At 51.3% G+C, this 26,841-nt stretch carries 31 protein-coding genes; 16 read left to right on the top strand and 15 right to left on the bottom strand.

Annotation, left to right across the window (positions count from 1 at the left end; all coding sequences use genetic code 11):
* Positions 1-128: 128 nt before the first annotated feature.
* Together H8S80_RS11100 and H8S80_RS11095 are read left to right on the top strand one after the other, a co-directional pair.
* Entirely contained in the window at positions 129-374 is a 246-nt protein-coding gene (locus tag H8S80_RS11100; protein ID WP_002604536.1) for an HPr family phosphocarrier protein, read from the top strand.
* Positions 375-395: 21 nt separating this feature from the next.
* Entirely contained in the window at positions 396-2,486 is a 2,091-nt protein-coding gene (locus tag H8S80_RS11095) for a glycogen debranching protein (RefSeq protein ID WP_117633612.1), read from the top strand.
* A 339-nt stretch (positions 2,487-2,825) separates the two neighbouring features.
* On the opposite strand, the gene H8S80_RS11090 is transcribed toward H8S80_RS11095, so the two are convergent.
* From H8S80_RS11090 to H8S80_RS11070, 5 genes are all read right to left on the bottom strand, one after another.
* The gene (locus H8S80_RS11090; protein ID WP_002604538.1) at positions 2,826-3,659 is read right to left on the bottom strand and encodes an undecaprenyl-diphosphate phosphatase; all 834 of its coding nucleotides are present in this window, start codon (positions 3,657-3,659) and stop codon (positions 2,826-2,828) included.
* 22 nt (positions 3,660-3,681) lie between these two features.
* Positions 3,682-4,356: a uracil-DNA glycosylase gene (locus H8S80_RS11085; protein ID WP_117633613.1), complete on the bottom strand. Its 675-nt coding sequence runs from the start codon at positions 4,354-4,356 to the stop codon at positions 3,682-3,684.
* Positions 4,357-4,417: 61 nt separating this feature from the next.
* Positions 4,418-5,179 (bottom strand): imidazole glycerol phosphate synthase subunit HisF, encoded by a 762-nt coding sequence (gene hisF / locus H8S80_RS11080; protein WP_002604540.1) that lies wholly within the window; start codon positions 5,177-5,179, stop codon positions 4,418-4,420.
* 11 nt (positions 5,180-5,190) lie between these two features.
* The gene (gene hisH, locus H8S80_RS11075) at positions 5,191-5,799 is read right to left on the bottom strand and encodes an imidazole glycerol phosphate synthase subunit HisH (protein WP_002604541.1); all 609 of its coding nucleotides are present in this window, start codon (positions 5,797-5,799) and stop codon (positions 5,191-5,193) included.
* A gap of 61 nt (positions 5,800-5,860) precedes the next feature.
* Positions 5,861-6,490, bottom strand: a complete 630-nt coding sequence (locus tag H8S80_RS11070; RefSeq protein ID WP_029467625.1) for an SIR2 family NAD-dependent protein deacylase — start codon at positions 6,488-6,490, stop codon at positions 5,861-5,863.
* Between the two features lie 238 nt (positions 6,491-6,728).
* Here H8S80_RS11070 and H8S80_RS11065 point away from each other — a divergent pair, with 238 nt between their 5' ends.
* From H8S80_RS11065 to H8S80_RS11055, 3 genes are all read left to right on the top strand, one after another.
* Positions 6,729-7,169, top strand: coding sequence for a hypothetical protein (locus H8S80_RS11065; RefSeq protein WP_025530945.1), 441 nt, complete (start codon positions 6,729-6,731; stop codon positions 7,167-7,169).
* A gap of 254 nt (positions 7,170-7,423) precedes the next feature.
* On the top strand, positions 7,424-7,990 hold the full coding sequence (locus H8S80_RS11060) for a hypothetical protein (RefSeq protein ID WP_337649649.1): 567 nt from the start codon (positions 7,424-7,426) through the stop codon (positions 7,988-7,990).
* 37 nt (positions 7,991-8,027) lie between these two features.
* Positions 8,028-9,233, top strand: coding sequence for a class I SAM-dependent rRNA methyltransferase (locus H8S80_RS11055; RefSeq protein WP_002604545.1), 1,206 nt, complete (start codon positions 8,028-8,030; stop codon positions 9,231-9,233).
* Between the two features lie 4 nt (positions 9,234-9,237).
* Here H8S80_RS11055 and H8S80_RS11050 read toward each other — a convergent pair whose 3' ends face one another.
* Positions 9,238-9,849, bottom strand: a complete 612-nt coding sequence (locus H8S80_RS11050; RefSeq protein WP_117633615.1) for a GNAT family N-acetyltransferase — start codon at positions 9,847-9,849, stop codon at positions 9,238-9,240.
* Positions 9,850-9,990: 141 nt separating this feature from the next.
* Here H8S80_RS11050 and H8S80_RS11045 point away from each other — a divergent pair, with 141 nt between their 5' ends.
* Both H8S80_RS11045 and H8S80_RS11040 read left to right on the top strand, forming a co-directional pair.
* Positions 9,991-10,428, top strand: coding sequence for a LytTR family DNA-binding domain-containing protein (locus H8S80_RS11045; protein ID WP_025530943.1), 438 nt, complete (start codon positions 9,991-9,993; stop codon positions 10,426-10,428).
* A 15-nt stretch (positions 10,429-10,443) separates the two neighbouring features.
* Positions 10,444-10,872 (top strand): DUF3021 domain-containing protein, encoded by a 429-nt coding sequence (locus tag H8S80_RS11040; protein WP_117633616.1) that lies wholly within the window; start codon positions 10,444-10,446, stop codon positions 10,870-10,872.
* Between the two features lie 37 nt (positions 10,873-10,909).
* Here the strand turns inward: H8S80_RS11040 and H8S80_RS11035 are convergent, their stop codons facing one another.
* Entirely contained in the window at positions 10,910-13,144 is a 2,235-nt protein-coding gene (locus H8S80_RS11035) for a bifunctional diguanylate cyclase/phosphodiesterase (RefSeq protein ID WP_117633617.1), read from the bottom strand.
* Between the two features lie 184 nt (positions 13,145-13,328).
* On the opposite strand from H8S80_RS11035, the gene H8S80_RS11030 reads away from it, so the two are divergent.
* The 3 genes from H8S80_RS11030 to H8S80_RS11020 are packed head-to-tail and all read left to right on the top strand — an operon-like array spanning position 13,329 to position 15,227.
* Entirely contained in the window at positions 13,329-14,045 is a 717-nt protein-coding gene (locus H8S80_RS11030) for a PadR family transcriptional regulator (RefSeq protein WP_117633618.1), read from the top strand.
* Positions 14,020-14,550, top strand: a complete 531-nt coding sequence (locus H8S80_RS11025; RefSeq protein ID WP_117633619.1) for a flavodoxin family protein — start codon at positions 14,020-14,022, stop codon at positions 14,548-14,550. The genes H8S80_RS11030 and H8S80_RS11025 overlap by 26 nt, the downstream gene beginning before the upstream one ends.
* A complete protein-coding gene (locus tag H8S80_RS11020) occupies positions 14,547-15,227 on the top strand; it encodes a hypothetical protein (protein ID WP_117633620.1) in 681 nt (226 codons plus the stop codon). The genes H8S80_RS11025 and H8S80_RS11020 overlap by 4 nt, the downstream gene beginning before the upstream one ends.
* 62 nt (positions 15,228-15,289) lie before the next feature.
* On the opposite strand, the gene H8S80_RS11015 is transcribed toward H8S80_RS11020, so the two are convergent.
* The 3 genes from H8S80_RS11015 to H8S80_RS11005 form a co-directional block, all read right to left on the bottom strand.
* Positions 15,290-16,987 carry a glycoside hydrolase family 3 protein gene (locus tag H8S80_RS11015; protein WP_117633621.1) on the bottom strand — a complete coding sequence of 566 codons (1,698 nt, stop codon included), beginning with the start codon at positions 16,985-16,987 and terminating at the stop codon, positions 15,290-15,292.
* Positions 16,980-17,840 (bottom strand): HAD family hydrolase, encoded by an 861-nt coding sequence (locus H8S80_RS11010; RefSeq protein ID WP_117633622.1) that lies wholly within the window; start codon positions 17,838-17,840, stop codon positions 16,980-16,982. The genes H8S80_RS11015 and H8S80_RS11010 overlap by 8 nt, the downstream gene beginning before the upstream one ends.
* Before the next feature lie 100 nt (positions 17,841-17,940).
* On the bottom strand, positions 17,941-19,332 hold the full coding sequence (locus H8S80_RS11005; RefSeq protein ID WP_117633623.1) for an MFS transporter: 1,392 nt from the start codon (positions 19,330-19,332) through the stop codon (positions 17,941-17,943).
* A 176-nt stretch (positions 19,333-19,508) separates the two neighbouring features.
* Here H8S80_RS11005 and H8S80_RS11000 point away from each other — a divergent pair, with 176 nt between their 5' ends.
* The 3 genes from H8S80_RS11000 to H8S80_RS10990 all read left to right on the top strand — a co-directional run bounded on the left by H8S80_RS11000 (position 19,509) and on the right by H8S80_RS10990 (position 21,617).
* Positions 19,509-20,738 (top strand): AraC family transcriptional regulator, encoded by a 1,230-nt coding sequence (locus H8S80_RS11000; RefSeq protein ID WP_002604556.1) that lies wholly within the window; start codon positions 19,509-19,511, stop codon positions 20,736-20,738.
* Positions 20,739-20,765: 27 nt separating this feature from the next.
* Positions 20,766-21,122, top strand: a complete 357-nt coding sequence (locus tag H8S80_RS10995) for a winged helix-turn-helix transcriptional regulator (protein WP_025531290.1) — start codon at positions 20,766-20,768, stop codon at positions 21,120-21,122.
* Positions 21,123-21,191: 69 nt separating this feature from the next.
* Positions 21,192-21,617, top strand: coding sequence for a pyridoxamine 5'-phosphate oxidase family protein (locus H8S80_RS10990; RefSeq protein WP_025531291.1), 426 nt, complete (start codon positions 21,192-21,194; stop codon positions 21,615-21,617).
* A gap of 98 nt (positions 21,618-21,715) precedes the next feature.
* Here H8S80_RS10990 and H8S80_RS10985 read toward each other — a convergent pair whose 3' ends face one another.
* Genes H8S80_RS10985 through H8S80_RS10965 form a run of 5 tightly spaced genes read right to left on the bottom strand, consistent with a single transcriptional unit; the run spans position 21,716 to position 24,989 of the window.
* Entirely contained in the window at positions 21,716-22,441 is a 726-nt protein-coding gene (locus H8S80_RS10985) for a PHP domain-containing protein (RefSeq protein ID WP_025531292.1), read from the bottom strand.
* Positions 22,428-22,781 carry a hypothetical protein gene (locus H8S80_RS10980; RefSeq protein ID WP_117633624.1) on the bottom strand — a complete coding sequence of 118 codons (354 nt, stop codon included), beginning with the start codon at positions 22,779-22,781 and terminating at the stop codon, positions 22,428-22,430. The genes H8S80_RS10985 and H8S80_RS10980 overlap by 14 nt, the downstream gene beginning before the upstream one ends.
* Positions 22,782-22,800: 19 nt before the next feature.
* Positions 22,801-24,201 carry a [Fe-Fe] hydrogenase large subunit C-terminal domain-containing protein gene (locus H8S80_RS10975; RefSeq protein WP_002604561.1) on the bottom strand — a complete coding sequence of 467 codons (1,401 nt, stop codon included), beginning with the start codon at positions 24,199-24,201 and terminating at the stop codon, positions 22,801-22,803.
* Positions 24,202-24,216: 15 nt separating this feature from the next.
* Positions 24,217-24,642: an ATP-binding protein gene (locus H8S80_RS10970; RefSeq protein WP_002604562.1), complete on the bottom strand. Its 426-nt coding sequence runs from the start codon at positions 24,640-24,642 to the stop codon at positions 24,217-24,219.
* On the bottom strand, positions 24,642-24,989 hold the full coding sequence (locus H8S80_RS10965) for a DRTGG domain-containing protein (protein ID WP_002604563.1): 348 nt from the start codon (positions 24,987-24,989) through the stop codon (positions 24,642-24,644). The genes H8S80_RS10970 and H8S80_RS10965 overlap by 1 nt, the downstream gene beginning before the upstream one ends.
* Before the next feature lie 387 nt (positions 24,990-25,376).
* Between H8S80_RS10965 and H8S80_RS10960 the strand changes: the two genes are divergently transcribed.
* From H8S80_RS10960 to H8S80_RS10950, 3 genes are read left to right on the top strand one after another with little or no spacing between them, the layout of a single operon-like run.
* Entirely contained in the window at positions 25,377-25,871 is a 495-nt protein-coding gene (locus tag H8S80_RS10960; RefSeq protein ID WP_002604564.1) for an NADH-quinone oxidoreductase subunit NuoE family protein, read from the top strand.
* A 10-nt stretch (positions 25,872-25,881) separates the two neighbouring features.
* Complete coding sequence (locus H8S80_RS10955; protein WP_002604565.1) at positions 25,882-26,439, top strand: sensor histidine kinase; 558 nt, start codon at positions 25,882-25,884, stop codon at positions 26,437-26,439.
* A 24-nt stretch (positions 26,440-26,463) separates the two neighbouring features.
* On the top strand, positions 26,464-26,841 hold the full coding sequence (locus H8S80_RS10950) for a (2Fe-2S) ferredoxin domain-containing protein (protein WP_002604566.1): 378 nt from the start codon (positions 26,464-26,466) through the stop codon (positions 26,839-26,841).

Raw genomic sequence — 26,841 nt, 5'->3', positions numbered from 1 at the left:
ATGGTAGAATATAGATAGATTGATTTATCTATATTTCACAGTTCACCAATCATTTTCTGGAAGAGTATCTTAATGTTTTGTCACCCGACGTACGGATTATCCGCCCGCCATAAAAAGGAGGCTGGGATATGCGAACGAAACAAGTTGACATTTATCAGCGTTATACCCCCATCCCCATAGCTGTTTTAATTACGGCGGCCAATTGTTTTGACTGCGACATCTATATCGATAATGGCAAATCGAAAGTAAATGTAAAAGACTATGATGAGATGAAGAAAGGACTGGTAACGCGGAACAGAAATTTACTATTTTACTTTGACGGCAAAGATGAGAAAGCCGCTGAAGGACGGATTGAGATGTTGTTTCAGCCATAATCTGTCAGAAAGGACACCGATATGCCACAGTACACCGATGATTTCAGGCCGCTTGACACCATATCCGGTTTTTCCGTAAGACCAGGATTGTACGAAGAATTCGGCGCGCGTCTGATACCTGGAGGAGTCAGTTTCACGCTTCATTCACAGGAAGCTGCGTCCTGCGAGCTGCTGCTGTTTCACCATAACGAAAGTGAACCATACGCGAAGATCCCCATCCCGGACCGTTACCGGATCGGGAATGTCTATTCCATCATCGTGTTCGGCTTAGACACCTGGGATTTGGAGTATGCGTTCAGCATTGATGGGCCGTATGATCCAAAGAAAGGGCTTATCTTCGACAAAACCAAATACCTTCTGGACATTTATGCGAAAGCCGTTACCGGACAGGGCACATGGGGCTCCAAGCCGGAAAGCGGCTTTCGGTATAAAGCGAGGGTAGTCTCAGACAATTTCAACTGGGACGACTGCTGCCATCCTCCAATTCCCATGGAGGATTTAATTATTTATGAGCTTCATGTCAGGGGATTTACAAGGGATGCTTCTTCCGGGGTCACCGCTCCCGGAACCTTTCAGGGGATCATGGAAAAGCTTCCCTATCTGGAGGACTTGGGCGTCAACGCCATCGAGCTGATGCCCATTTTTGAATTTGACGAGATGCGCAGCCAGCGCAGCGTGAACGGGAAGATGCTGCTGGATTACTGGGGCTACAATCCCGTCAGCTTCTTCGCTCCCAACACCAGCTACGCCTCAAAAAGCGAGCACAATCACGAGGGCCGGGAGCTGAAGACGCTCATCCGCACCATAAAAGAGCACGGCATGGAGGTCTATCTCGACGTCGTCTTCAATCACACCGCGGAAGGCAATGAAAAGGGCGGATTCTTCTCCTTTAAGGGCTTTGACAACCATATTTACTACATGCTGACCCCCGAAGGCTTCTACTATAATTTCAGCGGCTGCGGCAATACCTTAAACTGCAACCATCCCATCGTCCAGCAGCTGATTCTGGACTGCCTCCGGTACTGGACCATCCATTACCACGTGGACGGCTTCCGGTTTGATCTGGCGTCTATCCTGGGGCGAAGCGAGGATGGAACGCCGCTACACAAGCCTCCGCTTCTTGAATCCTTATCCTACGATCCGGTGCTAGCCAGTGCGAAGCTGATCGCCGAGGCCTGGGATGCGGGAGGTCTATACCAGGTCGGCTCCTTCTCATCCTGGAACCGCTGGGCGGAGTGGAACGGCAAATACCGGGACGATATGCGACGTTTTTTAAAGGGCGATGACAACACCGCCGCTGCGGCTGTCAAGAGAATCACCGGCTCGCCGGATCTCTATCCGCCGGCCACACGTGGATTTAATTCCTCCGTCAACTTCCTGACGTGCCACGACGGTTTTACCCTCTATGACCTCTACAGTTACAACGAAAAACACAACGAGGCCAACGGCTGGAACAATACAGACGGAGACAGTAACAACAACAGCTGGAACTGCGGCATCGAGGGCGAGACCGATGATCCCGACATTCTGGCACTCCGTTTCCGCATGATCAAAAACGCCTGCGCAGTCTTAATGTGCAGCCGCGGGACTCCGATGTTCTTCGCCGGTGACGAATTCGGCAACACCCAGTACGGCAATAACAACGCCTACTGCCAGGACAATCACATCTCCTGGCTGGACTGGTCACTGCTGGAGAAGAACCGGGAAATCCATGCATTTTTCCGCCGTATGATCGCCATTCGAAGGTGTCATCCGGTGATCCGAAGGGAGACGGTTCCTTCCAGCACCGGATTTCCACCTGTCAGCGTCCACGGAACAGAGGCCTGGAAGAATGAAACAGCGGCCTATACCCACTACATCGGCATCATGTACGCCGGGAAACACGACGACGGCACCGAGGATATCATCTACCTCGCCATCAATACCTACTGGGAACCGCTCACCATCGTTCTGCCAAAACTTCCCGAGGGATTTTGCTGGAACCTGCTCGTCGATACGGGGAGAGGGAAAGAAAGTATTCCGGAACATGTGAGCGGCTGGAAAGAAGCGGCCTGCCATTCGGTCACGATTGGAGCGAGGGCTGTGATCGTCCTGGGAGCCGTGGAGATTTAAGAACAGTCTGTATAAGAAAAGTTTAAATAAGAAAGTTTGAATAAGAAAGTTTGAATAAAAAACAGAGGCGATAATCCGCAATGCCCTAGTGGCGGATTATCATGCTGCAAACCCTGGTGGGTCTGCGGCATGCCTCTGTTTTTCGTTTTTGGTTTTTGGTTTTTCGCTTTTTCGCTTTTTCGCTTTTTGCTTTTCGTTTTTCGTTTTTCGTTTTTCGTTTTTCGTTTTATATTTTTAATTTTTAATTTTTAATTTTTAATTTTTAATTTTTTTAACTTTTTAGCTTTTCATTTACGTAAATCCACTTCTAAATCTAATATTATATGCTGCCAAACCGAATCAGCCGATAAAGGCTGTGATTCCAAAGTAGACTAAAACGATGGCTCCAAGGACGATTCTATAGTAGCCGAAGAATTTGAAGTCGTGTTTTCTGATGTAGCCCATCAGGAAGCGGATTGCGTATACGGAGACGATGAAAGCCACTACCATTCCGAGGATCAGATAGAAGACCTGGGGGCCGGTGAAATGGAGACCGTATTTTACAATCTTTAAGAAACTGGCGCCGAACATAACAGGGATTCCCAAGAAGAAGGAAAACTCGGCGGCAGCACCTCTGGAGCATCCAAGGATCATGGCGCCCAGAATGGTGGAACCGGAACGGGACGTGCCGGGGATCAGGGACAAGAGCTGGAACAGGCCTATGTAAAGCGCCGTCTGGTAGGAGATGTCTCCCACCCGCTGCATCTCAAAGTTTCGGCTTTTATTCGCGTTTTCAATGACGATGAACAGCACGCCATAGATAATTAAGGTGGCCGCAACGACATAACCGTTCATCAGGTATTTTTCCATGATGTCGTCGATCAGAAGTCCTATGATGGCCGCCGGGATACACGCGAGGATAATTTTGGACCACAGCTCCAGTGTGGCCCGCTTTTGTGCGGGTTTCTTCGTCGGTGAAAATGGATTCAGCTTGTGGAAGTACATGACCACGACCGCCAGAATCGCGCCCAGCTGGATCACGACCATAAACATGTTTTTAAAATCTTCCGGCTGCTTCAGATGGATGATTTCATCTACCAGTATCATATGGCCCGTACTGCTGATGGGGAGCCATTCGGTAAATCCCTCCACGATTCCAAGCACGATTACCTTTAATGTCTCAATTATACTCATCTCTTATTTTCCGTCTCCATTCTTATATATTTTCAATCTGCCAGTCTATGGGCTCCAGCCCGTTGGCCCTTAAATACTCATTGGTTTTGCTGAAATGCCTGCTTCCGAAAAAGCCCCGGAACGCAGAAAGGGGACTGGGATGCGGTGCCTCCAGAATCAGGTGCTTCGGATTGGTCAGCATACTCTTCTTATTCTGTGCCGGTCGGCCCCACAATAAGAATACCATTGGCCGGTCCTGCTCGTTTAAGATTTTGATAGCCGCGTCCGTAAATGTCTCCCATCCGATTCCCTGGTGGGAGTTAGCCGCATGAGCGCGGACAGTCAGCACTGTATTGAGCAGCATGACGCCCTGATCCGCCCACTTCTTTAAGTAGCCGTTATTGGGGATATCGCATCCCAGATCGTCGTGCAGCTCCTGATAAATGTTCACCAGCGACGGAGGCACATCCACATCCGGCTTTACGGAGAAGCAGAGGCCGTGGGCCTGCCCGTAATTGTGGTAGGGGTCCTGCCCCAGAATCACCACCTTTACCTTGGAAAGGGGCGTAAACTGAAACGCATTGAAGATATCATCCGCCTCCGGAAAGACTCTTTTCGTCTCATACTCCTGCTTAACCTTCTTATAAAGTTCCTTGTAATATGGCTTCTTAAACTCCACACTCAGTGGTTCCAGCCAGTCATTATCGATCGCACCCATTTTGCTGTTATTTCCTTTCGTATTGTCCTGTATACTTTTGACTGTATCGTAATCCTCTGCCCTATAATCTCACAGGCAGTCCCCGGTCCGCCAGATAGCGCTTCAGATCCATGATCTCCAGTTCCTTATAATGGAACAGGGAAGCCGCCAGCGCAGCGTCTGCTTTTCCCGTCGTCAGGGCATTGTAAAAATGTTCTTTTGTTCCAGCGCCGCCCGACGCGATGAGCGGTACGGAGACGCAGTCTGCGATCACGGCATTTAATTCATCATCATATCCGGCCTTTGTGCCGTCGCAGTCCATGCTGGTTAAGAGAATCTCCCCCGCGCCCATGCGGTCGGCCTTCATGGCCCACTCCACAGCGTCCAGCCCTGTGTCGATACGGCCGCCGTTTTTGTATACATTCCATCCGCTTCCGTCGGCCCGCCTTCTGGCATCGATGGCGACAACCACGCACTGGCGTCCGAATTTGTCCGCCGCATCGGAGATCAGCTCCGGTGTGTTGATGGCAGAGGAATTGATGGATATCTTATCCGCGCCCTCCCGGAGAAGCAGTTTAAAATCATCTACCGTGCGGATTCCGCCGCCCACGGTAAATGGGATAAAAACAGTTTCCGCCACGCGGCGCACCATATCCACCACGGTATTCCGGTTGTCGGAGGAAGCTGTGATATCCAGAAAGACAAGCTCATCCGCTCCGGCCTTATCGTATGCGGCCGCGATCTCCACCGGATCTCCGGCATCCTTTAAATTCACGAAATTGACGCCCTTCACCACGCGTCCGTTATGTACATCGAGACATGGAATTATCCTTTTCGTCAGCATCCGACCACCTCCTATTGTAGTTCGATGAAATTTTTCAGAATCTTTAATCCCGTGGTACCACTCTTTTCCGGGTGGAACTGACAGGCAAAGATGTTGCCGTGTTCCACGGAAGCGTGAAAACGGACACCGTAAACGGAGGACGCCGCCACATCCCCTTCATTCTCCGCTTTTAAATAATATGAATGGACAAAATACACATATTCCCCCGAAGCCAGTCCTTTAAAAAGCTTTGCTTCCGGACGGATGTCCAGACAGTTCCAGCCCATGTGGGGAACCTTGAGCCCCGGTGTATCCGGGAACTTCACAATCTCTCCCGGAAGAATTCCCAGGCCGGGGACGCCTTCGCTCTCCCCGCTCCGCTCAAATAAAAGCTGCAGCCCCAGACAAATCCCTAAAAACGGAGTTCCCTGGTCTGTCACGCGGTGAATCACATCCACTAATCCGTATTGACGGAGCTTCCCCATGGCATCTCCAAAGGAACCAACTCCCGGCAGAATCACCCGATCCGCGGAAAGAATCGTCTTCTCATCCCGGCTGATAACCGGCTGCTCTCCCAATGCATCCAGTGCCTTTTCCACACTTCTTAAATTTCCGGCATCGTAATCAATAATCGCTATCATGGCCGCCACCTCGTATCGCCTTTTTTCAACATTTTATCACAGGATACCTGATTGTACAACTTTAAAAGTTGAAGTATAAATTTCTAAAGTACTCCACAGAATTCACCGGGACAGACACAGCCGTTTCCCCCATTTCAGCGGAAAGCTGTGCAAATTTTCCATGGATCCGGTACATATGAGCCTTCTTATTCAGCGCCGCTGTCTTCTCAAACGGCCACCGGATCACCGTAGGCACGGCAAATCCTACCCCCAGCTCCAGAATAACCAGCCTCTTGTTCAATGTGCCGGCCAGCCAGGCTGTATACTTATTCCACTGTGGCAGATAGCCTTCCTCAATATAAGTTTCCGCCTTGATGGTATTTCCCGTCAGCGGCGCGCCGCAGTGAGGGCATATATCGTCCGGAATCTCCCCCGGCTCCCAGATATCCTTCGTGCAGGAGCGGGAGCACTGGCGCCACGTTTCATTTCCGCAGGGAGCCACAATTCTCGACGCATCAATCCCGGACTCAAAGATCCGGGCATCCGTCACCGTCGTCACAATAAAAAAGTCCCTGCCCTCCGTCAGCTCCGCCAGCTTCTCATACACATTTGCTATATCCGGGACAAGCTCCGCCTTCCACTCTTCCCCCAGACCGATCAATAATTTCTCACACTCTGCAATTTCCTGTCTGATATTCTGATTTTCTTCCATTTTGAGTCTCCGTTTCATCTCTTGTCCGGCCGCCCCGTTCCCGTTATCATGCCAATTGACGGCGGCCAACTGCCCCTCATTATACACCACCCCGGGCATTGGGAAAAGTATTTTCTCTGTATCCCTAAATTTTCTTGAGTTTCCCCGCCTTTTTATGCTATACTAGGAGCACTCGGTGAGGCACTTCATAAGCTTCGTGCGAGTTATAAGATTTCAAATGGATAGAAAGAAGACTTTAATGATGATTACAGACAAACAAGGACATAAGAGACTGAAACGTCCCTCCCCGTTTCTCGGTGCCTGCGTGGCTGTGGCCGTGCTGGCGCTGCTGCTGGTTATCTATAACTTTTCAAAGCCCGTTCCCATGGTTGGCAGTAAGACCATCACCATCGATGTGGTTTACAAGGATGGCAGTGAGGACAGCTATCACGTTACTACCGAGGCGCAGTACTTGAAGGAGGCGGTGGATGACATTCCGGAACTGACCATAGAAGGCACCACCACCGAGGAATACGGCCTCATGATGATTACCGTCAATGGAGTGCGGGCGGACTATACACAGGATGGAGCCTACTGGGCGCTGCTTTTAGATCATGAACCCTGCAACTACGGCATCAGCATGCAGCCCATCAAAGACGGCGAAAATTACAGTATTGTATATACACCGGCGGACCAGTAATGGAGCCGCCGTTTCTTTGGACAAAAGGGGATTCTTCCCCCACCATTCTCAGCTTCCCGGTCTGCCCCGGCTTGCTCATGCGGCCTTTCCTGTTCCGGTTTCGGGCATAAGCACTTCTAAACGTGCAGGATTTTTCTAAAAGCCAGTGAAAATGCCCAAACTCGCTGCGCTCAAACAGGTGGGCATTTCCCCTGAACGAAAAATTCTGCGCGTTAAGAATTGCTAATTCCCTGCAAAGTCACAGGAAAGGCCGCATGAGCAAGCCGGGGCAGACCGGGAAGCTGAGAATGGTGGGGGAACAAACGATAACAGAAAAGGGGGACAACATGAAAACAAAGGAACTTGTCCGTGACGCGTTTCTTGCCGCAATCCTTCTGGTGCTGCAGGTCAGCCTTTCCTGGCTTCCCAATGTCGAGCTGGTATCGCTCCTGCTGATTCTGTATTCCCTCGTATTCCGCCGCCATGTCTGGTTCATCCTCTATGTATTCGTCATTCTGGAGGGACTGATCTACGGCTTCGGCCTGTGGTGGTTTTCTTATCTCTATGTGTGGGCGATCCTTTGCGGTTCCGTATTTCTCATGGGATGGAACGGAAAACCGCGTTCGATATCGGCCGCACTGCTTGCAGGGATCTTCGGTATGCTCTTCGGGCTGCTGTGCGCCGTCTCCTACTTCTTTACAGGCGGCATCGGAGCCGCGTTTGCATGGTGGACAGCAGGAATTCCCTTCGACATTGTTCACGGCATCAGCAACTTTGCCGTCACACTCCTGCTGTTTGACCCGCTGTACCGTCTGCTGAGCAGACTGAAAAACCAGTTTTAACATACAAGAGTATTCACAATCAAAAAGGAGAATCTATATGGAATCTGCAGTTGTAAGGATAAAAAAAGGCGAAGGCCGCTCGTTGAAAGCCGGCGGCATGTGGATTTATGACAATGAGATCGACACCATCAAGGGGGATTACGCCAATGGCGACATGGTATTCGTGGAAGACTTCGACGGTTATCCGCTGGGCCATGGCTTCATCAACACCAACTCCAAGCTGACCGTCCGCATGATGTCCAGAAAAAAGGATACCGTTGTGGACGACGACTTTCTGGAGATGAGAGTGCGCGCCGCATGGGAGTACAGGAAGACCACGACCGACACCTCCAGCTGCCGTCTCATCTTCGGCGAGGCCGACTTTCTTCCGGGTATTGTCATCGATAAGTTTTCCGACGTACTCGTTGTGGAATCCCTTGCCCTGGGAATCGACCGGTTCAAGCCGGTTATCCTGGACAAGCTTAAGAAGGTCCTGGCCGAGGACGGAATCCAGATCCGCGGCGTCTACGAACGAAGTGATGCCAAGGTCCGGCTCCAGGAAGGCATGGAGCGCTTCAAGGGCTTCATCGGCGATCCCTTCGACACCAAGGTGGAGATCGTGGAAAATAACGTGCATTATCTCGTAGATGTCAAAGACGGGCAGAAAACAGGCTTCTTCCTTGATCAGAAATACAACCGGCTGGCAATTCAGAGACTCTGCGCCGGCAAACGGGTATTAGACTGCTTCACCCATACCGGCTCCTTTGCGCTTAATGCCGGTCTGGCTGGCGCTTCCTCCGTCCTGGGTGTGGACGCCTCCGAGCTTGGAGTCGCCCAGGCCGAAGAAAACGCGGCCTTAAACGGCCTCTCCGATACGGTCAAATTCCGCTGTGCCGATGTCTTCGAGCTGCTTCCCGAGCTGGAACGCCAGGGTGAGAAATTCGACGTCGTCATCCTCGATCCCCCCGCCTTCACAAAGTCCAGAAACTCCGTAAAGAACGCGGTTAAAGGCTATCGGGAGATCAATTTAAGAGGTATGAAGCTGGTAAAGGACGGCGGCTACTTAGCCACCTGCTCCTGCTCCCACTTCATGACACCGGAGTTGTTTGAAAAGACCATCCGGGAAGCCGCCGGCAATGTCCACAAGCGCCTCCGCCAGGTCGAATACCGGACGCAGGCCCCGGATCATCCCATTCTCTGGTCCGGAGATGAAACCTCTTACTATTTAAAATTCTTCATATTCCAGGTATGTGACGAGAAATAGCATTTCACACATGCTCCAGATCCTGCCCCGACTTCTGCCCCGAATCTGCCCCCGCTTCCGTGCGGCTGATTCTGTACAGAAGGTGGGGCATGTCCATTCCATAGTAGTGCTTAACGATACTGCCGCAAACGGTCATGCCGTTTCTCTCCGCCACTGCCCTGGAAGGAGCGTTGGTATCCCGGATAATGGAATACACCTCCTCCGCTCCCAGCTTCTCAAATGCGTAATCCCTGCACGCGGCGGCTGCCTCCAGCGCGTATCCGCAGTGCCAGAAATCCTTTCTGAATAAATACCCGACCTCCAGCACCTCTCTTTCGCCGGCCTCCTGCATGGTCAGCCCGCACTGTCCGATCAGCTCCCCACTCTCCTTTAAAATCACGGCCCATAAGCCAAACCCGTATTTTTCATAGCGCATAAGCTGACGGTCCAGCCAGTCGGCGGCCTCCCAGTCCTCAAATGCGTGCTCATAGGCGTACATCACCTCTTCATCCTTTAGCATCAGGCAGAGGTCAGCGTAATCTGCCCGCCGAAGCCGCCGCAGAGCCAGCCTTTCTGTCTCAAGAATGATCTCCTCTTCCATGTTATCCCCCATAACAGCTCCCATCGTCTTTGCCATGTTATCTTCTCCTTCTCTTCCTCTCTCTGTATTTCATCGCCCCTCAAGGCATCTTGGCCGGTTCCCCTTGTTCTTTTTTCCTGCCGCTTCTATAATGATATCATAAATCCGGTGCACAGGATATCCAAAAAGGAGAATGACATGAAAATAACACTGCACGAGGGGCTCGGCCTTTCCGAGCCCGAAATCGAAATCCGGTGCCACATTGCCGACCCGCGGCTGAGGCGTCTCCTGGACTATATCCGCCAGTACTCCTTTTCACTGGAAGGGCGGATCGGAGAGACTTCCTTCTATCTGCATTCCGAGGAGATTATCTATGTGGACTCCGCTGACGGGCGCACATTCCTTTACAGCGGCAAAAACGTGTACGAAAGCCGTGAGACGCTTTCGTCCCTCGAGGAAAAGCTGGCCAATACCACATTTGTCCGGATCAGCAAGAACTGCATCGTCAACACCGCCTGGCTGAAGAGCGTGTCCCCCCTGTGGAATCACAGGCTGGAAGCCCTGCTGAAAAACGGCGAAAAGCTCATTGTCAGCAGAAATTATATACCTGCGCTGAAAGAAAAATTATCCCGATAACAAGGAGGAAATGCCATGAAACGATTATTAAGAACCTATCTTCCCAGTTCGGCGATCGCATTTACCATCGTCATCCTGTTTAACGCCGTCTATAACCTGATTCTGGGAAACAACTATGCACTGAGCGGCGTCTTTGTCCTGGAACTTACAGGGCTTATCATTTTCATACAGCTCATATCAGTCGTGTGCGATCACATTCCGTTTCAGTCGGAAAGAGCGTACCAGATCACGTTCTTCGCAGCAGAGTATGCGATTATCATAACCGCAAGCTTTGTTTTAAACTGGACGGTTCTCACCATCAGCAGCTTTCTATACACATCACTGCTGTGTGTGTTTATCGCGGTCCTGATCGACCGGTACTTTTCGGCCGTACACCGCCACGAGGCGGATGAGATCAACCGCCTGATCCTCTCCCAGGATAAAAAAGAGGAGCAGACCCCATAAGATTACCTCCCGGGCTCCTGCTCCTGCTTACAAAACTCTATCTGCCGGCCGTCTGGCTGCTCAGCAGCATTTCAAATGATTCTGCGGTCATCGGCCGGCCAAAGTAATACCCCTGTATTACGTCGCATCCGTGCGCCTTTAAATACTCATACTGCGCTCTCGTCTCCACGCCCTCGGCGATGGTGCTCAGCTCCAGCGACTCCGCCAGGCGTATGATGCCATCCACGATCTTATTGCCTCTCTCATCACCAATATTGTCGACAAAGCTTTTATCGATCTTCAGCGTATCAAACGACATGTCCTTCAGCATGGCCATAGAGGAATACCCCGTACCGAAGTCATCCAGAAGGATCCGGTAACCGGACTGATGCAGATGCCTGATGGCATCCAATAGACGAGGCTGATTGTCGAAGAACACGCTCTCCGTAATCTCGACCTCCACATTCTGGACTTCCACCGCAGTCTCTGTCAGAATCCGGTTGTATTTCTCCACAAAATTCAGGTCATAGAGAAGCTTTCTCGATACATTGACGGATACCGGCACCACCGCATATCCGCGGTTCCCCCATTCCTTCTGCTGTTCACAGACAATCCGGAACATATACCGGTCCAGCTCGCTGATGAATCCATTTTTCTCAAACAGCGGGATAAACTCGCCCGGCGATACGATCTCACCGTCAGGCCTCGCCCAGCGCACCAGGGCCTCTGCCCCTACGATCCGCTTAGATTCTGCGTCATACTGGGGCTGGTAATACGCCTTGAATTCTCCATTTTCCAGCGCTCTCTTCATCACGGCTTCGATCCGCTTATCCCGATAGATCTGCTCCTTCACCCGCTCATCATAAAATGCGTAATGGACGGCGAACTGTCCCTTTCGGCTCTTTCTGGCAATGCCTGCGCAGTCGAGACAGAAATCCAGTGTAAGGCTCTTATCTCGAATCTGGAATATCCCCATGGCCGGCACGATAGCCAGCTTATTCTGAGGCCAGATGGAATACGACTGAAGACGGCTGCAAAGCTCCTCCAGCCGCCTGCACAAGGCATCGTGGTCGTGACCGTCAACGAGTGCCACAAACATATCCGCGGACTGATGAGCGAAAATTTCCTCGTCTCCGCACCATCCCGCCAGAACTCCATGGATATACCGGATCAGGTGATTTCCTTCCTCATATCCCAGAAGCTCATTGATAAACTTAAAATCATCGATATCCAGGCTGACCAGGGACAGGCTCCCCGCCTCAGCCCGGCGTATCTTTTTCTCCGCCTCCACCTGGAATTTGGCAAAGGAGTAACCGCCGGTGATCTCATCCGTATAGAGGCTGTGCATGAGCTCGGCCTTCCTCCGTTTCTGATCCTTCAGAATATAAACCAGGATTCCCGCAAAAATCAGCACCATAAACACGCCCAGCAGATACGTCCGCCCCAGCACCGCGTTCATCTTGCTGTCCAGCACACTGGCCGGTGCCACGGTGAGCAGATACCAGTCATTGATGGGCAGCGGCCTGTAGTACATGTACTGAACCCCTTTATTCATGAATCTGACGCATCCATCCTGCCCATTCTCAAAATCCACCTTCATCCGGTCCGCAATCGCCTGATTCTTCCGGTCTTCCGCTTCCATGGACGTAAAAATGTTCTGCATATTGGGATAACTATAGGAATTAGTGGAATCCACGATGCAGTTGCCCTCTTTATTGACGATATAGGTATATCCGCGTCCTCCGAAGGAGGTCACCTCCAGCTGCCTGCGCATCTCGTTGATATCATAGGTGCCAAACAGAACCGCCGTCACCTCTCTATTATGATAGACAGGCACCGCATATACATGGATCGTTTCACTCCCCTCCCGGTCCACCAGGGGATCGGACACACTGTTTTCTCCCGCCAGTCCCTTTCTGTAATAAGGACGGTCGGACAGATCCATATGTACATGATCCGTGGTATATGTCGTTCCATCCGCAGTGATGACCCCCATCCGCTTAAAACCATTCTCCTGCGCGGTGGAGGCCAGCATGGCAGCGGCCTCCTCATAATTGTCCACAGTGTAAAAACCGACGCGGCGCGAAACCTCGGTCAATAATTCCAGTTTTCCATTTATCTCTTTTTCCAGAATACTCTTTCCCTGTGTTGAAACCTCCTCAAGAGAAGAGATGATCTCATTCTGAAAATCATGTTTCAGAGTACTCGCGTATAAGAGCCACGACACGGTCAGTAAAATCAGTATCAACAGACCGAGTATAACTTCCCTGTATTTCGCGAAAAGATTTCTCATACCTCTTCCTTTCCCGCCTGTGCTCTTATACACGATGACAGGCGGCGTCCTCTTTCATTGTACATGAAAGAAAAAGGGTACGTCAACCGTCACTTGTTTTTTTATGCCCTTGACTTTGGAATAGTTACCTGATATAGTATCGGTATAGTATATATCGTTTTGATATATATCAGGAGGTAATATCATGTTAGAGTATATCATTCTTGGTTTTTTAATGGGATGCGCCGCCAGCGGTTATGACTTAAAGCAGTATATGGCGGAAAGCACGTCCTATTTCTTCGATGCAAGCTATGGGAGCATTTATCCCGCGTTAAAGAGGTTGGAAGAGAAAAAACTTATTCTCTCAGAAGAAAAAGTGACCGGAGGAAAGTTTAAGAAGCTCTATTCCATTACGGAAGAAGGCCGCGGTGTCTTTCTTACCTGGTTAAAGCAGCCGGTGCGTTTTGCCAAAACACGCCTCGACTACCTTGTGCCGTTTTTCTTCTACGAGTATTTAGAGCCCATCACGGCAAAGCAGAATCTGGAGTTGTTTATGGAGACCGCCTCCGTAGGGCTCGAAGAGCTGAAGGCACAGAAAGAAGAGCTGAATATCAGAAATCTGGCCGCCGGCCACACGTTCCACGGATCCGTACTCGTCTATGGAATCCGTTACTATGAAATGCTGATTGAATGGTGTTCCCAACTGGCCGCGCGCACAGACGAACGCATTTCCGCCGGATCCGAAAAGATTGGGAGGAAAGAGAATACCGCGGCGGCAGAAAACTCCACCACAACAGAAATCTCCACTGCAACAGAAATCTCCACTGCAACAGAAATCTCCACTGCAACAGAAATCTCCACCACAACAGCAAACACCCAAAAAGGAGGTCCCCTCAGTGAAAACAATCATCCACGACTTTGACTCCGCCGTATTTGAAGAGCTGTTTCCCGAAACCGCTCAGTTGACCAGGCTCGGAACCTCCGAGCCGCCTGCTGTCATCCTTTCCCCCATGTATCCGGCACGCCCCTGCATTGGCTGTTTTGGCTGCTGGATCAAGACTCCGGGCAGCTGCGTCCTTCCCGATTCCTATCAGGAGATGGGCAAACTGCTGTCCAGGACCAGTGAGCTCATACTCATCAGCCGCTGCTGCTATGGCGGCTACAGCCCCTACGTGAAGAACGTGCTGGACCGCAGCATCGGTTATCTCCAGCCATTTTTCCGCATCATTGACGGAGAGATGCACCATGTCATGCGGCACGATAACCGTATGGCAATCACGACGCATTTCTATGGGGATGCCATCACAAAGCTGGAGGAAGAGACCGCGGAACGCCTGGCGAAGGCAAATGCCGTCAATTTCGGAGCTTCCGGCTGCACCGTGCATTTCTATCAGACACCGGAACAGATAAGGGGGAATATGGCATGAAAGGAATTTTGATAAACGGCAGCCCGAAGAGACGCGACAGCTCCTCCGGTGCGCTGCTGGACGATTTAAGGTCTTTACTCGATCCCGGCACAGAGACGGCCGTCATGACCGTTACCGCTACCCATCCTGCCGCCTCGTCCGCTTACACGGGCATGCGCTGGGAGCCATCCCCCGAGGACGTAAAACAGTTTAGCGGTTCCAGCTTTCTTGTCCTCTCCTTCCCGCTCTATGTGGATGCCGTTCCGTCCCATCTGCTTTCCTTTTTAATGGAACTGGAATGGCAGCAGAAAAACAACAGGCTTCTGGAAACTGAAGAACCGCTGGCCGTCTATGCCGCCGTAAACTGCGGATTTTACGAGGGAAAGCAGGCCGCACTCGCGCTTCGGATCGTGGAGAGCTGGTGCCTGCGCTGCGGTTTCGAATACAAACAGGGCATTGGATGCGGCGCCGGGGCCATGCTGCCTCAGTTAAAAGGCGCACCGCTGCAAAAGGGCATCAAGAAGCCGCTGGGCACTGCGCTGAAAGACATGGCTGCGCGCATCGGACGCCTTGAAAAGGGAAAGGACCAGCTCATCTCCCTATCCTTCCCCCGCCCTCTCTACATAGCCGCCGCTTCAATCGGCTGGAGGAAACAGGGCCGTGAAAACGGACTGACTGTGAAAGAATTGAAATCGTAAGACAGAAACTCCCCTGCCGTTTGGATGGAACTCAATCCGGCAGAGGAGTTTCTGTTTTACGATTAAATTCTGGTATCCCAGCGGCCGCAGAATACATTTTCACTGTATCTGCCCTTAAACGGGGACTTTCCGGTCATTTTACTGATAGCGGCGGATACTGCTTCCTCCGAATTCAGATAGGCATTGATATAAGTCTTCGCCATCGGCACGTCGATCAGATGGTTTGTATAGTTCAGAGAGAGGAATATGGTGGGCAGTTCCGACACGTACCACGGCTGGTCCGCAGGCTGCGCCCATTTTACACGCATGGTATTGTACTGTGCGAATCCCGATACGTTAAATACCACCAGACACGCGTCATACTTTTTGCGCAGGTCCTCCATCTTTCCTTTTATAGCCGGCGTATCGCCGTCCACGATAAATCCGGCTTCCGTAAGCTTCCTTACGACCATCTCCTTTATGGGAGCGCTGTCATCCGCCTGAAGCTTGCCGGCGATCACCGTTCCCTCTCCGCCGATAAATACCAGCTTCACCCTCTTATACTTCTCAGGCGTCATTGGAAGGTAATGTTTCGTGTCCTTGACGAGAGTAATGAACTTGTCAGCCTGCTCTGCGGCAGACTTGTGGAACTCGCTGCATCCGATCACCGACAGCTGCTCTCTCGGAGGCATCAGACGGCCTTCGGCCTGCAGCTTGTGGAGTTTCAGCGCCGCCTTAATTCCGAGAATCCGGTGAAGCGCGTCACTTAGCCTCTCCTCCGTAATTACGCCGTTTCTGTAACCTTCCATCATATAGCCGAAGTCCTCGTCCATATCGTTGAAGAACAGGAACATATCGCAGCCCGCGGCAATCGCCTGCGGAACCTGATCCCGGCGAGGCATGGCTGCAAACATGCCGATCATGTGAGACGCGTCGGTTACTACCAGGCCATTGAATCCAAGACGGCCCTTCAATAAATCCGTAATCAGCTCCGGGGACAGGGTTGCCGGCAGAATATCCTCGTCTGCGGTATCGGGACGAAGCTTTCTCGTATAAGCGGGAAGTGCGATATGCCCCGCCATAATGGTCATGACGCCTTCGTCGATCAGTTCTTTGTAGACTCTTCCGAAGGTATTGTCCCACTCCTCGCAGGTCATATCATTAACGCCCATGAGAAGGTGCTGGTCGTTCTCTTCGGTTCCATCGCCTGGGAAATGCTTCATACAGGTAGCCATATTCTGCGTTCTGGTACCCTTGAAAAATGCCTTCGCATACCGGATGGTATCTTCCGGGCTGTTGTTAAAGGCCCTGCACTGGACAATGGTATTTCTCCAGTTATAGAGCAGATCTACAATTGGTGCGAAGTTCCAGTTGCATCCGATAGCCGCGCTCTCTAAAGCCCCGATTCTCGCCACCTCACAGGCAGTCTCCTCGTCGTCCGCAGCCGCCGTCGCCGCCCCGCAGGCCACCGCGGTACCGCCGCCCACGCCGCCGTTTCCGCCCGCCTCACAGTTGGAAGCGATCAACAGCGGGATTTTCGAATTTTCCTGAAGAATCCGGTTCTGCTCGTATAACTCCTCCGGCGGCGCATTGTGATAGCGAATCGCTCCGACGTGATAGTTCTTTACCGCATTTTCCAGATCTTCCGGTTTTCTGGAGGTCACCATATTGACGAACAGCTGTCCGATCTTCTCCTCATCCGTCATAGATGCGATGGTATCCTCCACCCATTTCATATCTTCCTCATTTAAATAATAAGGTTTTTCTCTTAAATTAACCATTGTTATCTCCTTTTCCTAAATTTTTCTCAAAATCCGCAGCACACTGATTCTCATATCCGCCCCGGTAACTGCCGTTTAGAAAACGTTCCAGCGCTTCCTCCCGAAACTGTCTCCAGGACTGCGCCTCCCTCTTCACCAGAATCGGATAGTAGCAGACACCGTTCTGTCCGGCCGCCTGATGGTCTCCGGGCGCGTCACCGATCATCAGGACGTGATCTCTTTCATATCCGGCCTCCAGAAGGCGGCTGATGCAGTACGCCTTGGAGCCCTCGGTCTGTGTCAGCACGATATCGCTGAATGGAAGAAGTCCGCACCGCTCCCATTCCTCCACCACCGCCTGCTTATTGGCCGATGAGACAATGGCGATATCGGCCTTCTCATGCGCCGCCCGGATACCTTCCGCCACACCCTCATACGGCTTTTTCGCCTCCTCCGGAAGTCCTCCGATGGCTGCATTTACTGCCTTCGACCAGGAGAGGGCCTTCTGAAAACAAACGTGGGCTTCGTCCGTCTCCATCCTCGACAATGCCTCGCCCGACAGCTCCGGCGCCGTCTCACACCACCGGACAAACGCATCGATCCCGTCTATGGAGCGGTACTTTCCGGAGGCCTCGTGGAGAACGATAGCCAGCGCCTTGAACCGGTTGATTCCACGGGTCATGGAATACAGATTCACTTCGTTCCAGCGCTCCAGGAGCGCCTCCTCCCACTGCTCCAGCCCCCATTCCCTCACCATGCAGGGGCCAAAGCATTGAAAATGCTTGATATCCATCGTGTCCATGGCACATCCGTCAGAATCGATGCAGATCAGATACTCCCTTTTCCTCTGAAAGCTCTCAAATAAATCACCCATTGTCCTCACCTTTCCTTGCAGTTAGTTTTTCACAGCAGCCGTTGTTTTCCGCAGCAGTCCATCTATTTCTCAGCCGCCCATCTATTTCTCAGCCGCCCATCTATTTCTCAGCCGCCCGTCTCTCCGCAAGAATACGGTTGTTTTCCTCTACCACTTTCTTGGACAGCGGATATGCAAACAACAGGATCAGGCCTACAATCAGGTAGCAGACGGCCGGAGCCAGAGTCGCCACGGTATAGATATTTTTGGTAACGGATTCCGTCTGCACGATGACCTCACCCGCTTTGGAGGACTGGTAGCCGATCGCACCCAGAACCCAGCCGCCGAGGCCGCCTGCCAGCGCCTGGCCGATCTTACGAGCAAAGGAGTATACCGCGTAAATAGTGCCGTCGTCGCGGCTTCCGGTCTGTACCTCCTGGTAATCAATTACATCGGTGATAAACGCCCAGATTAAGAGGTTGAAGAGTCCGGTTCCCAGGTTTCCAAAGGCAATCATGACACAGAAGGCCCATGGGTTCTGAATTCTGACAAAAAACAGAATGAAATAAATAACGGAAGCAAATAGTACGGAAAATGCGGAAGCTTCTTTCTTACCGAACTTCTTCAAAATCGTCGTTGAAAATGGTGCAAGAATCAGAGTTGCGCCGGTACTGAAGAATCCGGCCAGTGACATGGCTTCTTTACTCTTAAAGTAATCCATGTATAAGTACGTATTCATGCTTCCGGACAACAGCATGGAGAGCAGAAGAACGATGGCCGCTCCGATGATGGCCAGCAGGCTGCGATTGTGCATCATTCCTTTCACAGCTCTTGCAAAGCTGCCTTTGTTTGTCTCCTTCAACTGTGGCTTAACACGCTCTGTTGACAGGCTGTAGCACAGGATATAGCAGATCAGGGCCAAAACCGCAAACAGGCAGGCAATATAGAAGAAACGGTCTGCCAGAACCACCTGGTTTCCACCCTCATTGGCGTATACAAACAGGGGCACGCCCACATTGACACACACGCCGGCCAGTGCCGCGCCTACGCTTCGAAATGTGGAAAGCTGGCCTCTCTCGATGGGTTCCGCGGTGATTCCCGACGCCATGGAGCCATAGGGGATATTGATTCCCGTATAGCAGATACTTCCCCAGAATAAATATGTAAGATAGATGTACACCATCTTAAATGTCATGGACTTATCCGCGATAAACGGATTAAACATCAGGACGCCGGCCACGACCACCGGAACGCACATCCTGCGGATCCACGGTCGGAATTTTCCGTCCTTTGCAGGCTTTGCCGTATCCACGATATGCCCCATGGTAATATCAGTACATGCGTCCACACACCGGGCAACCAGAAACAGCGTTCCTACCGCCATTGCACTGATGCCGAGTACCTTCGTATAGAATACCATAAGAAACGTGCTGGCCAGCATAAAGAAAAAATCATTGCCGAAATCGCCGAACATATAACCGATCTTATCCCTGAAACCAAATTTTCTTTCCATGCAAAATTTCCCCTCCTAAAGGTAAGTTTATCTTTTTTCGATAAACAAACTTTACCATAAATACATAAAAGTCTTGAGGATAATTTTTGTAGTTATCAGCACAATATTTGTTTTGTATGGTATAATATAAAAAAAAAAGTAGTATAAAGATTTCGTTACAAAGGAGACCCCCTTATATGAGCCATGAACCTCAGACAGCGGTCATCGATCTGATGATCTCCCTTCTATCCACCACGCTCGGCGTGCAGACCTCCGTTCTCTCTCCCGGTTCGGAAGAACTGACGGATATTGATTACTCCCTGCGGAAATCCATTTTCACCGGACATGACGCCAGGGAACTGTTCAGTGAAATAATGGAAAAAGCCGAGGAGAAATATATCTACAGCATCACGGACCATTTTTTCAGTCACTATATTCTCATGCCGCTTCCGGAAAAGAATCATTCCGGCTGCCTTCTGGTAGGTCCCTATATGACGGAGGAAGCCAACGAGTTCCTGTATAACCGAGTCATCAATCGGAACCGGCTGACCTTAGAGACGCTTCCCGTGTTAAAGCAGTACTATCAGAACTTATCCATCGTTGATCCCGCGCGAATCACCGCGGCGTTAAACCATATTGCCGTCTTCCTGTACGAGGACCATCACGATCTCACCATCCGCTACATGACAGAGGACTGGAACGAGCAGTACAGCGGCTGGAACTATGTTCCCGATCCGGAACACGCATTTTCCATCCACGTGACGGAAAAACGCTACGCCGCCGAAAACGAATTTCTGGATGCCGTCATGCGGGGAGATCAGGTGCTGGCAGTCCGCCGCTTCGAGACGTTTTTAGATTTCCGCATCGCCCCCAGATACAAGGACCCCATCCGCGACAGCAAGAACCTGATTATTGTTTTAAATACGCTGCTGCGCAAGGCCGCGGAGAAGGCGGTGGTCCATCCGGTATACTTAGATGAGATCTCCCATCATTATGCTGTCCAGATTGAGGCCTCGACCTCCCGCAGACAGCTGGAGAACCTGCGGATTGAGATGGTGCGGAAATACTGCCTTCTCGTCAAGAATCAGTCCCTCAAGAACTATCCGCCGCTGATCCGAGACCTCTTAAACCACATTAACTTAAACTTAAGCTCAGACCTGAGTTTAAAATCCTTATCACAGATGTTCAGCGTCAACGCCAGTTACCTCTCCTCTCTGTTCCGCCGGGAGATGGATATGACCCTGACCGACTACGTCAACGGCCGCCGGATCGACACCGCTCTGAAGCTGCTGAACACCACCGATATTCAGATTCAGGATATTGCCTACTATGTAGGAATCGAAGACGTGAATTATTTTACAAGAATCTTCAAGAAAAAAATCGGCGTATCGCCCACCGAGTACAAAAAATCGATCCGCCCCGCATAGGACGTACGTGTTCAGGAGGTATCAGACATGAAACAGCGAAACGAATATACCTGCCCGCTGGAGCTCACTCACGATGCAATCAGGGGCAAATGGAAGCCCATCATCCTGTGGCAGCTGAACAAGGGCGGCAGCTCCCTCTCCTCTCTCAAAAAAGAAATCGCCGGCATTTCCCAGAAGATGCTGCTCCAGCAGTTAAGCGAGCTGGCCCAGTACGGCTTCGTTGGCAAGACCACCTACGACGGCTATCCGCTGAAGGTGGAATACTACTTAACCGACCGGGGCAGGAAGATCTTTGAGGCGGTTACCATCATGCAGAGCGTTGGGATCGACATGATGACAGAAGATGGGCGGGAAGATTTTCTGAGAGAAAAAGGGCTGCTGTAGTTACAAAAAAGTGGGTACTGTTCACGCCCGTCTCACCGTTCTATAATGAGAAAAAAGGAGGATTTACATATGAAAGACGCCCAGAATACCGTAGGAAATATGCTTGACAAACAGAGTGTCTCATTTATCGGTTCCGTCTCCGCAGATGGATTTCCCAATGTCAAGGCCATGCTGCGGCCACGGAAACGAGATGGAATCAGAACCATCTATTTCACCACAAACACCTCTTCCATGAGGGTCGGGCAGTTCCGTGAAAACCCGAAGGCGTGTGTCTACGTCTGCGACAGCCGCTTTTTCCGCGGCGCCATGCTGACCGGAACCATGGAGGTTTTGGAGGACAGCGAGAGCAGGGAGATGATCTGGCAGGAGGGCGACACCATGTATTACCCTGGCGGAGTCACAGACCCGGATTACTGCGTCCTCCGTTTTACCGCCTTAAGCGGACGTTTCTACACCAATTTTCATTCCGAGAGCTTCGAGATCCCGGAAGCGTAAGCGGCAGAAGGAATGTCTCAACAAAAAAAGAGGAAAGAGGCGGTCTGTGCAATTGCTGCGCGGATCGCTTCTTTCCTGTCGTTTCTATAGTCCGCTGCTCATACTCCCAACGGCCGGAGCAGGCAGTCCACAATGCCCTGCATGCTCTTTTCCCCGGCCTCGATCGTAAGCTCCGGCTCGTGGATATCCTCCAGGTAATGGGCGTCGGAATTGCTGATGATCCGACATCCATTCAGGTACGGATTGGTCCGTTTCAGCTCATGCAGCTTCTTCAAATCCTTCACCTCCGCAGTCCTAAACTGGCTGTCCGGAGGTACGAAGCCCAGGTTGGCGATCAGGCTGTTGGCCGCCTTATCGATATGGGCCGGGAACATCACGCCATCGTAGGAGCGCACCAGCTCCCACAGCCCGTCAAAGGAGATATCCACGCTGTTAATAAGGAGATTGGCCACGGTTCCGCACACTTCGTCTTCCTTATTATATAGCTGCTGCTTACCAAATATTTCCTCATTGTTGGGAAATGGAATAAGCCTGTCATAAACGTAGGAATCGAAGGCCATGGCCGCCTCCAGGCTAGGAAAGAGGCAGACGGCGTGAACCTCCTCCGAGGTATTGATCTCCATCCCGGGAATGGCCAGAACGCCGTATTCCTCGGCAAAATGCAGGACAGCCGGACAGTTTTTACAGGAATTATGGTCCGTTACCGCGATCACATCCAGCCCCTTTATAGCCGCCATCCCGACAATATTGCCCGGGGTCATATCGTCATCCCCGCACGGTGATAAACAGGAATGGATATGCAGATCGTAGCTAAGGCTCTTCATGCGCCCCAGCCTGAAGCTTATTCCAGACGGCGAGTGCCGCCTCAAATATAGGTTCTTCCGTCTTCAGTAGCGTAATCTCCTGATCGACCGCTTTCTTTATGGCCGCATCGTCGAGCACGGCCCCTTCCGCCATGATCACACAGGCCGCGTCCGCCAGAGACGCAACCGCCAGCGTATTCATATTGCCCATCACCGTCACCCAGGCGCATCCAAAAGGCGCGCGCCCCATGGCAATACTGAGTAAGTCACAGCAGAACGGTTTTGTGATTTCCCGTTCCAGCCCCTCTCCGGCATTCACGACACCGAAGATACCACTGTCTATCAACTCCTGAACCGTCATACTATTTTCTGCTCCTTCCCTATTCCTGGTCTTTGTCCTTCTCGTCCCGGCTGTCAAGCAGCGACATCTCGTCCGAAATCCTCTGGATGTACTCCGTCATCACCTTCAGCATCTCATAGCCCTCCGCATTGCCCGCGGCAATGTCATCTGCCAGGATAGATACCTCCTCGGACAGCTTATGTAAATTCTCCCGCAGATAATATACGCAGTCGGACTCCACTGCCTCCCCGCGCACGATATCCTCAGCCAGCGACTTACACGTAGGCGCCCCGCAGGAGCCGCAGTCCAGGCCCGGGAGCTTCTTGCACAGCCGCTCCACCTGATTGAGCCTCGCAAAGCTCTCCATCATGGTGTTTCCCAGGTTAAATACCGGCTCGTACTGGACATCCTTCGTCCATTTAACCAGTTCCTCGGCGTTGCCCTCGATATGGCTTCTCGCCACCGGCATGTATTTCCGGAGTCTTTTCAGCTTGACTTCTGCCACATATGGGTTCTCCACAGTCAGCACGCCTCCGACACACCCGCCGTTGCAGGCGTTTAACTCCACAAATTTCAAATTCGTAAACTTCTGATCCTCCATGTCCTCCAGCACCCGGATGACATTCTCGATCCCGTCGGCAGCCAGATACTCTTCCGTGAAGAGGCCGCTGGCCTCCCCGCCGCTCCGTCCCCAGCTGATGCCGATCTTTCCGGACGTCCCGATCTCCGGCGGGTCGTCTCCCACCGCCTTCATGCAGGACAGCAGCTGCGGATAGACCTCCTTGATGGCCAGCACCCGGTCCACCTCGCTGTGGTCCGTCCCCAGAGGAGACTTCACATACGTCACCTTGGAAGGACACGGGGATATGAAAATGATACCGATCTTCTCTCTTGGAAGTCCGGTCTCCTTCATGGCCTTCTCTGCCGCCAGGATTGCCGCCACCTCCACAGGGGGATTAAGCGGGAGGAGATTCGGAATCAGGTTCGGGAACCGGACCCGGATCAGCCGCACCACCGAAGGACATGCCGTGCTGATGGCCGGAAGCCGGTCGGGATTCTCACTTAAGTATTCTCTGGTGGCCTCCGAGACCAGCTCGGCAGCCGCGCTCACCTCAAATACATCGTGAAAGCCCATCATCAGCAGGGCATTTAACACGATATTCACATCGTCTAAATTGTTAAACTGGCTGTATAAGGACGGCGCCGGCAGCGCCACCGTGTATTCGTACTGTTTCAGCACATCCAGCTTGTCATACGTCGCATGCTTCGCATGATGGGGGCATACCCTGATGCACTCGCCGCAGTCAATGCAGAATTTGCTGTTGATCTGCGCCTTCCCGTTTCTCACCCTGATCGCCTGGGTCGGACACCGTTTGATGCAGTTAATGCATCCCATGCACAGATCCGCATCCAGCCTGACTGAATGATAAAATTTATCCACCTTCTCACCCCCAGATTATACTATCTTCACCACCATCCGGACGGTTGTACCCACTCCCAGCGTTGTGTCAACCTCCAGCACATCCGAATACTTCTTCATATTGGGGAGGCCCATGCCTGCTCCAAAGCCCAAAGAGCGCACTTCGTCCGGAGCCGTGGAATATCCGGCCTGCATGGCCAGCGCTACATCAGGGATTCCGGGACCCACGTCCGCCAGGATCATCTCGATCTCTTCCGGCGTTATGTTGACCGTAATCTCCCCGCCCTTTGCATGAATCACCATGTTGATCTCCCCTTCATACATGGCAATAGCAACCTTTCTCACTGCGTCAGGGCTCACGCCCATCTGCTTTAGCTTTCCCTTCACATCGCTGCTCGCCTCACCCGCCCTGGTGAAGTCATCCGGCGATATGTGATAGTTCAGAGTGATAACATCATCCATCAGATCGCACCTCCATGAAGCCCCGCTGAATAAAGCATTCCACAGGCCGAGAACATCCGGTGGCCGGTGGCCATCACAATTAAGTTTCGCTCCCTCGCCATTTCCAGCATGGCATCATCGGGCTTTTTCCCTCTGACAAAAACAAGGCAGACAATATCCAGCATCTCCGCGGTACGGATCACCTGCGGATTGCAGAGCCCTGTAAGCAGCACAGAATGATCCTTGGAAAATGCCAGCACATCACTCATCATGTCGGAACCGCAGGCACTCCGCACTTCCACCTCCAAATGATCCTCACCGACCAGCACCCTGGCGCCCAGAATATCCTTTACATCTCTAGCAGTCATACATACACTCTCCTTTTTGATGGTTTTATCACTTCAGCTATGATATTCTTTTTCAATTCATAAGTAGATTATAGTAATTTTTCGAAGGAAAGGAAAGCCTTTTATATAATTTCTTTTATTTATAGAATATTTCAGCCCTCTATCTGTTAAAATTGTACAAAAAACTGGTCCGTGTGCGGCCTGCCTGCCGATGCCGAAAGGAGCCGGATTACAGCCTTTTGCTATATCCTACTACTTTTCTATGTATTTAATTGCGAAATCAGTATATTTTTACCTATATATATCGTTATTTTTTTGTCGAATCTCTCCGAACCTATGGATTTTTTCTCAATATCATGGTAGAATGTTAGATACATTGCATAAGCAACAATTTAAGGAGGTTATAAAATGGCTTGCAAAAAACAAGGTGTCCTGTTTAGCGGGACAAAGGAGCAGGAAGCCGCTTTAAAAGAAGTGATTTCCGAGCTTAAAGGCACGAAAGGCGCCCTGATGCCGATCATGCAGAAGGCACAGGACATTTATGGTTATCTTCCAATTGAAGTACAGACCATGATATCTGATGAAACGGGCATACCGCTTGAGAAAATATACGGCGTTGCTACCTTCTATGCCCAGTTTGCCCTCCAGCCAAAGGGTAAATATCAGGTTTCTGTCTGTCTTGGTACAGCCTGTTACGTCAAGGGCTCCGGCGAGATTTACAATAAGCTGGTTGAGCTTCTTGGCATTACCAACGGAGAATGCACTCCCGATGGTAAATTTTCCCTTGATTCCTGCCGATGCGTAGGCGCATGCGGACTCGCTCCGGTCATGATGATCAACGGCGAAGTTTACGGCAGACTGACACCCGATGACGTCCCTGGCATTCTTGCCAAATATGAATAGTTAAAATCCCATGATGACAGAAATTTCTTTAAATGTATTGGATGTAGCGGAAAATTCCACGAGAGCGGGCGCAGCGCTTGTCGCTATCACCGCAGCCGTCGACACTGCTTCTGACCTGCTGACTATCACCATAGCGGATGATGGATGCGGCATGACAGAGGAGCAGGCAGCTCATGTGACGGATCCATTTTTTACGACCAGAAAGACGAGAAAGGTAGGCCTCGGCATTCCCTTTTTTAAGTATGCTGCAGAGAGCACCGGCGGAAGCTTTACCATCGACTCAACTCCCGGTGTGGGAACCACGGTCACCGCAGTTTTCGGTCTTTCCCATATTGACCGGATGCCGCTTGGAGATATGAACGGAACGATAGAGACGCTCATTACATGCCATCCGGATACGGATTTTCTCTATACATACCGCTATAACGATGCGTCATTTGTACTGGATACCAGAGAGTTTCGGGAAATTTTAGGGGATATCCCCTTTGACACTCCAGAGGTATCCGCCTATATCAAGGAATATCTGGCAGAAAACAAACTTGAAACAGATGGTGGCGCGGTCATTTAGACCGGCCGGAATTGGAGGAATAACATGAAGACTCTTGAAGAATTAAAAGCAATCCGAGAGAAAATGCAGAGTCAGGTCAGCATGCGCGAAGAAGACCACGCACGCACCCGTGTACTGGTTGGTATGGCAACCTGCGGAATCGCCAGCGGCGCAAGACCTGTTCTTAATAAACTTTCCACACTCGTTCAGGAAAATAACATGACAGACCGTTTTTCCGTTACACAGACAGGCTGCATCGGCTTATGCCAGTATGAGCCCATCGTCGAGATTCTCGAGCCTGGTAAAGAAAAAGTAACTTATATCAAGATGAACGCCGAGAAAGCGGAAGAAGTATACAAAGAGCATCTGATCGGCGGTCATATTCTGGAAAATTACACGCTGGGTTCAGCTGACATTAAATAA

It is taken from the genome of Hungatella sp. L36, from assembly GCF_014288035.1.
Note: the sequence above shows the minus strand (reverse complement) of the source record. Positions and strands in the feature narration are given on the sequence as shown.